This window comes from Caballeronia udeis (assembly GCF_001544555.2).
In the GTDB taxonomy this organism is placed as follows: Bacteria; Pseudomonadota; Gammaproteobacteria; order Burkholderiales; family Burkholderiaceae; genus Caballeronia; species Caballeronia udeis.
On record NZ_FCOK02000153.1, the window covers coordinates 1 to 5,732 of the forward strand.

The window sequence follows — 5,732 nt, forward strand, 5'->3', positions numbered from 1 at the left end:
AATCCGGGTAGGTAGTCCACATGTACCATTGGCCTAGTCGACGTCGTGATCGACTTGGTCGTCATTCACACCCATCTCAGCCATAGGCCATTGCTTCGTTACGATAAGAGTTTGGGCTGTCTCACACATCAGTGAAACGAGTGAGACGGTTGCCGCTGAAGGTGGCCGCGTAGTGGTATGAGCGAGGTATCGTTCCAGCTTGATTCCTTTCAGTGGCACAGCAAGCAGTACGCCCGCCTCAATATCTCGGCTGACCGCGGAAGCGAAGTGAATGGTCCAGCCTACGCCATCCTTGACAAGCTGTGCGGCCACCGTCGCGGATTCAACTTCCATGACCCCGTTCAGATGGATGTCCTCCTTGGCAGTCGCGCGTTCCAGCGCTAGACGGACCCCTGAGTTCTGCAGGCCCGTGAGTATCATGGGTATGCCGTCAAGCTGCCGCACCGCCAACGACCCCGCACGGAGCCGTGCGTCGTCCGCCGGACCAATTGCACATACCCGTTCGGTCAGCAAGGGTTCGGTATGAATGAGTGGCCGCGCTACTATCGGTCCACTCAACACTGCGATGTCAACTGAGCCCTGCTCAAGTGCGTCGCAGAGTGCAGGGGAAAAACTTTCGATTACGCGCAGGTGTATGTCGCGGTAGCGCTCGCGAAGCAAGCGTGCGAGTGGGGGCACCATTACGCTGGCAAGCGCCGGCGGTAAACCCAGTGCCACTGGCCCGCGCGGTGTACCCTGGAGATCCATGATATCGACCTTGATCTGGTCGGTGTAGCGCAGGAGGAAGGTTGCGCGTTCGAGCAGCAGTTCCCCTTCCCGTGTAAGCGATGCGCCGCGTGAATGCCGTTCGACCAGCTTCACGCCTAACTCCGATTCCAGGAGTTGGATCTGGCGGCTCAAGGCGGGTTGAGCAATATGAAGAACTGCGGCCGCGCGACCGAAATGCTGATGGGCGGCCAACACCTTAAAGTACCGCAGTTGCCTCAGATCCATACTGGTTCGCTCGCATCTTGTCGGAAGGATGCAACGCGTCGCCGACCGGTGGTTGATCGGCCGGCGCAACACACTGGCCGCGTGATTATTTGTGTCATCGGCTGCGCGCAATCCTGTCATTACATTGCCGCGGCGCTAACCGCTCTGCAGTATCAGTATAATTCCGCTTTCCCTGCCGGATGCGAGACGGCACGGTGCGATTGTATTCTCAGAACCAGGGAGTTTGTCGGTTACCCCAGGTCGAAGCGGGTGTCCGAGAGCATGGTGCGGATCGATACGGTCCCTTCGCGCAGCTCCCACAGCTTGAGTTCAAAGCGGCGAAGGCCGCGTTTGATGAACGGCTCGTTCTCCATAAAGCGCGCCGCTTCCCCGGCGCTGCTGGCGTGCAGCACCGTCATGCCTTCGCCGACCAGCTGACCTTCGGTAATAAACGGTCCGGAAAGGAAGACCTGGTCCTCGAACTCCATCATGTAGCGTAAATGCTCGGGTATGTGAGGGACAATTTCCTCGACCGGCGCGACCGGATAGCTAAAAGCAACATATAGTCGCTTGCGCAGGTTGGGCTTGATGAGTTGCTGGATTTCGTCCATGAGATCGGACATGCGTACTCTCCGTCAGTTAAGCGGCGCCCGTGCGGTGGGCGCCTTGGGTCTATCCACGAGGCGAGATACGTCGCCGGCTGTAAATCGCAAACGCCAGTACGATAGCGAAGCAGACTACTGGAACGAGGTATGCTGAGGCGATGTTAACTCGATCGGCCACAGCGCCCATTACCAGAGGCGCAACTGCGCCACCGAAGAGCGCCATGACCTGGAACGACGCCGCTTTACGTGTGCGTAGGCCGAGATCTTCGACGCCGAGCGCGAAGATCGTAGGAAACATGATCGATTCGAAGAAGAAGATCGCAATCATCGCGATCACTGATACCGTCGGGATACCCACCACGACGATCGCGCAAAGCGCAAGACAGATCACAGCGTAGATGGAAAGCAGGTTCGCAGGTTCGACTTTGCGCATTATGCCAATAGATGCGAATCGGCCGATGGTAAAGCTTGCCATGCCAGCTGACAGCATGAAGGCCGCTGAATGAACGGGCAGACCAGACCAATGCTCCGTAGCGAAGTTGATAAAAAAAGCAGCAATGCCGACCTGCGCGGAAAAATAGAAAAACTGTGCGGCGACGCTCGCCATGAAGCGTGCTTCACGCCACAAAGGTCGTGTCGTAGCGGCGCCTTCGACTCGCTCGTCCAGCAAGTCGGCTTCGGGAAGCTTCGTGCGCCAGAACGCCAAGGCAAGGAGCAGCACAACCGCGGCGATCATGACATACGTTATCCTGACGGAAGCCGCGCTGCTCATGAAGGACGTGCCATGCTGAAAGAAGAACAAGCCACCAATGATCGGGCCTATGAATGATCCGAGGCCAGTGAATGCTTGTGCCAGGTTCAATCGTCGTGCGCCACCACCGCTATCTCCAAGCACCGTGACGTACGGATTGGCAGCTGTCTCGAGACATGCGGCGCCTGATGCGAGCACGAACAATGCAAACAGGAACGGACCGAACCTGGCAAGTGCGGTCGCTGGGATGAAGAGCAGGGCGCCTGTTGCAAAGAGAACGAGGCCGAGGAGAATGCCTCGTCGGTATCCATAGCGGCTCACGAAGAACCCGGACGGCACGGCGACGAGCAGGTAAGCGCCAAAGTAGCAGGTCTGTAGCAGCGCTGACTCCATGCGGCTCACGCTCAAAGTCTGCTGGAAGTGTTTGTTGAGGACGTCAAGCAACCCATAGGTCAGCCCCCACGCAAAAAACAGGCTGATGACGAGTGTCAGCGCAACACGATGGCGGGACCGTGTGGCTTGCGCAGGCAGGTGGCTGTCTGCGGAAAGGTCGGTAGCAGTGTGCATGATGATTGTCCTCTCAGCCATGAAGCGGAAGACCCGCAGATTGCTGTACTGCCTTGATGACGGACGCATAGTCCTCGCTGTCGAAGCCTAGCGCTGAGGTTTGCAGTAGCAGCTGCGCCACCGCGCCCGTTTGCGGTAGCGGTACCCGCAAGTCCATCCCGGCGTCAAGAATCAGACCGACGTCCTTTTGCATTTGCCCAACTGTGAACGTCGGAGCGAAGTCGTAGTGCCTGATTTGCGCGACCTTGGCTCTCACTACGGGGGCGCCGGCTGCGCTTGCTGCGATCACTTCACACATCGTCGCCCAGTCGAGGCCGGCCTTTTGCCCTAGTGCGAGTGCCTCTGCAAGGAGAGCTGATAGCCCACTGACCATGAGGTTGATTGCGAGCTTCATGATGCGCGCCTCGTCACGAGGGCCGACATAGAACTGTGCCTCCCCCAGGAGTTTGAGCAAAGGCCGCACACGCTGATAGACCTCAAGGGGGCCGGAAGCAATCGTCGTCGATTGCTTTTGTTCCACCATCTGCGGATTACCCGATACGGCCACTCGGAGCCATGGGATTTGAGCCTCCTGGAACGCTCGTGACACACGCTGTGATGCCGCTAGTGAGACGGTGCTCGTGTCCACGTAGATTTGTTCGGGCTTCATGCAGGCCACGATCTCGCTCGCCATGGACTCGAACGCGGCGTCGTGCGGTAGTGAGGTAATCACTACCTTCGCTGAGGCCAGGCCGCTCTCTAGCGTTGGCGCGATTTCTAGGCCCTGCGCCCGGGCGAGATCCCTTCGCTCGGCAGAACTATCGAGTACTGAGAGACGGTGTCCACGACGCTGAATATTGCGGGCAATAGGTAAGCCCATCTTTCCGGCACCAACCAGAAGGATATCCATCTCCTGAATGCCTGAATGGTCGGTAGGTGATTCTGGTGGGTTGCAAACGGGGTTTTCCATGACGTCTCCTTTCATGTCTGAAGATATGGCGCGCGTCAATAGCCGTGCGCGCTTATGGGTTGCCTGAACTGTCCTTGACAGTCTCTGGATGCTAGGTGGCGTCTTCAGCGTTCGTCCAACACTAAAATTTTCTCGTACCCATGCCTTTTTGTTATCGAGGTAGTAGTGCACTTCGAGCGCTCAATGCCGCGAGGTTATGAACTTGAAAAGAAAATGGTGTTGGATTTGCTGGCCGCGACTCCCTAGCATTCGGGTACGGACATAGCGTTCCGTCATTAATTGACTTGAAAGAGGAAAAACATGGACATTACCCCCGAACAAATGGAAGCGACCCGCGTTGCACGTTGGGGCAAGGTCGAACCGTACGGCGTGACCTTCATCGAAAGCCGCCTTCCCGGGTTCGAGAAACGGCTGTATAAGCTCATTAACCGTGGCGTACTGGAGAACAAAGGCGTGGAGCCTGCAATCCAGGGTGCCCACCGCTTCGGCGTCACACTGATTGAGGTGCCGGTCGGCCAGGGCGCCAACTTGCACTCGCACAAGACTGAAGAAGTGTTCTTCCCGCTCAACGGCAAGATGATCGTGGTTTGGGGCGACAAGGGCGAGCACGAGATCGAGCTCAACCAATGGGACTGCATCTCCATGCCTGTCGGCGTGATGCGCGGCTTCCGCAATCCGAACGATCATGATCTCGTGATCTACTCTGTGGTTGGTGGGCGAGACGAGGAAGTTGGCCGGATCGAATGGCACCCGGACGTCCTCAAGGCCGCCGAGGAAACCGGGCTCGCCTACGACGAGACCGGTTTCCTGAAGAGCGAAGCCTGAAACGGCAGTCGGAACCAGAACGTATCTGCAGGAGACATGGCGCAATGAAATTAGGATTTCAATCCGGATCGACGGACGAGATGCAACGAACTCCAATCCCCGCGACGCCTGAAGCACTACTAATGGCAGTGCTGGCGTCGAATAAGCGAACCTCGAATCCGCGGCTGCGGGAGATCATGGATGCGTTGCTGCGCCACCTGCATGCGTTCGCGTCGGAGGTCGACCTCAGTTATGCGGAACTCGAGCTAGGGCTCGACTTTCTGGTGCGCATTGGACAAGCGACAGGGCCTGAGAAACACGAAGGTATTCTGTTGGCGGACATCCTGGGCCTTGCGACGTTGGTCGGCCTGATCGATGCGAAGAAGGCACTCGCTTCGGGAGGGACAGAACCGGCGCTGATAGGGCCTTTCTGGCGTGCCAATCAGCCTTTCCGGCCGAATGGCGCGCACATTGCGAGTGCCGATACGCCTGGCGATAAGCTGTTCGTGCAGGGACGAGTGCTTTCGTTGGACGGGAAGCCGTTGGCGAATGCGCGCGTGGAGACGTGGCAAGCGTCGCCGAGTGGTCTCTATGAGAACCAGGACCCGGAGCAGGAGGACATGAACTTGCGGGCGCATTTCCAGGCCGACGGGGAGGGACGCTTCTCGTTTCACAGCGTCCGCCCGGCAGGCTATGCCGTACCTGTCGACGGACCGTGTGGCGAGTTGCTTGCGCTACAGCGACGCGACATCATGCGACCGGCCCACTTGCACTTCATCGTGCTGGCCGATGGCTACAAGACATTGGCAACGCAGATCTTTGATGCTGACGATCCGAATGCATATCGAGACGTCGTTTTCGGCGCTGTAGGTTCGCTACTGCAGAGCTTTGAGGCTCGGTCGGACGGCAGCTACACGTTGGATCTCGAGCTGCGTCTGGAGCCAGGCACAATGCGCGTGCCGTTGTGCCCATTGCCGTAACCCGTTGCCGCTGCGGGGGCGCGCAGAGGCACCTGTATTCTGGATTGTCTGATGACGGTACCTTATCCAAGAGAAGTTGCCGAAATGGTAACGATATTCGCAAC

The 5,732-nt window shown here is 58.0% G+C and carries 6 protein-coding genes; 2 read left to right on the forward strand and 4 right to left on the reverse strand.

The window, feature by feature from the left end:
* Window positions 1–33: 33 nt before the first annotated feature.
* The 4 genes from AWB69_RS44595 to AWB69_RS44610 all read right to left on the reverse strand — a co-directional run bounded on the left by AWB69_RS44595 (window position 34) and on the right by AWB69_RS44610 (window position 3,844).
* Complete coding sequence (locus tag AWB69_RS44595; protein ID WP_062093141.1) at window positions 34–993, reverse strand: LysR family transcriptional regulator; 960 nt, start codon at window positions 991–993, stop codon at window positions 34–36.
* A 230-nt stretch (window positions 994–1,223) separates the two neighbouring features.
* Window positions 1,224–1,595, reverse strand: a complete 372-nt coding sequence (locus tag AWB69_RS44600; RefSeq protein WP_062093142.1) for a YciI family protein — start codon at window positions 1,593–1,595, stop codon at window positions 1,224–1,226.
* 49 nt (window positions 1,596–1,644) lie between these two features.
* Entirely contained in the window at window positions 1,645–2,895 is a 1,251-nt protein-coding gene (locus AWB69_RS44605) for a sugar MFS transporter (protein ID WP_082913880.1), read from the reverse strand.
* 13 nt (window positions 2,896–2,908) lie between these two features.
* Entirely contained in the window at window positions 2,909–3,844 is a 936-nt protein-coding gene (locus AWB69_RS44610) for an NAD(P)-dependent oxidoreductase (protein ID WP_062093143.1), read from the reverse strand.
* 300 nt (window positions 3,845–4,144) lie between these two features.
* Here AWB69_RS44610 and AWB69_RS44615 point away from each other — a divergent pair, with 300 nt between their 5' ends.
* Entirely contained in the window at window positions 4,145–4,669 is a 525-nt protein-coding gene (locus AWB69_RS44615) for a cupin domain-containing protein (protein ID WP_062093144.1), read from the forward strand.
* 44 nt (window positions 4,670–4,713) lie between these two features.
* On the forward strand, window positions 4,714–5,628 hold the full coding sequence (locus AWB69_RS44620) for a dioxygenase family protein (RefSeq protein ID WP_062093145.1): 915 nt from the start codon (window positions 4,714–4,716) through the stop codon (window positions 5,626–5,628).
* Window positions 5,629–5,732: the final 104 nt, after the last annotated feature.

What these genes read in the sequence shown, in the direction of transcription:
- AWB69_RS44605 (WP_082913880.1), bottom strand. Translation starts at nt 2,895, where the DNA reads ATGCACACTGCTACCGACCTTTCCGCAGACAGCCACCTGCCTGCGCAA.
- AWB69_RS44600 (WP_062093142.1), bottom strand. Translation starts at nt 1,595, where the DNA reads ATGTCCGATCTCATGGACGAAATCCAGCAACTCATCAAGCCCAACCTG.
- AWB69_RS44620 (WP_062093145.1), top strand. Translation starts at nt 4,714, where the DNA reads ATGAAATTAGGATTTCAATCCGGATCGACGGACGAGATGCAACGAACT.
- AWB69_RS44610 (WP_062093143.1), bottom strand. Translation starts at nt 3,844, where the DNA reads ATGGAAAACCCCGTTTGCAACCCACCAGAATCACCTACCGACCATTCA.
- AWB69_RS44615 (WP_062093144.1), top strand. Translation starts at nt 4,145, where the DNA reads ATGGACATTACCCCCGAACAAATGGAAGCGACCCGCGTTGCACGTTGG.
- AWB69_RS44595 (WP_062093141.1), bottom strand. Translation starts at nt 993, where the DNA reads ATGGATCTGAGGCAACTGCGGTACTTTAAGGTGTTGGCCGCCCATCAG.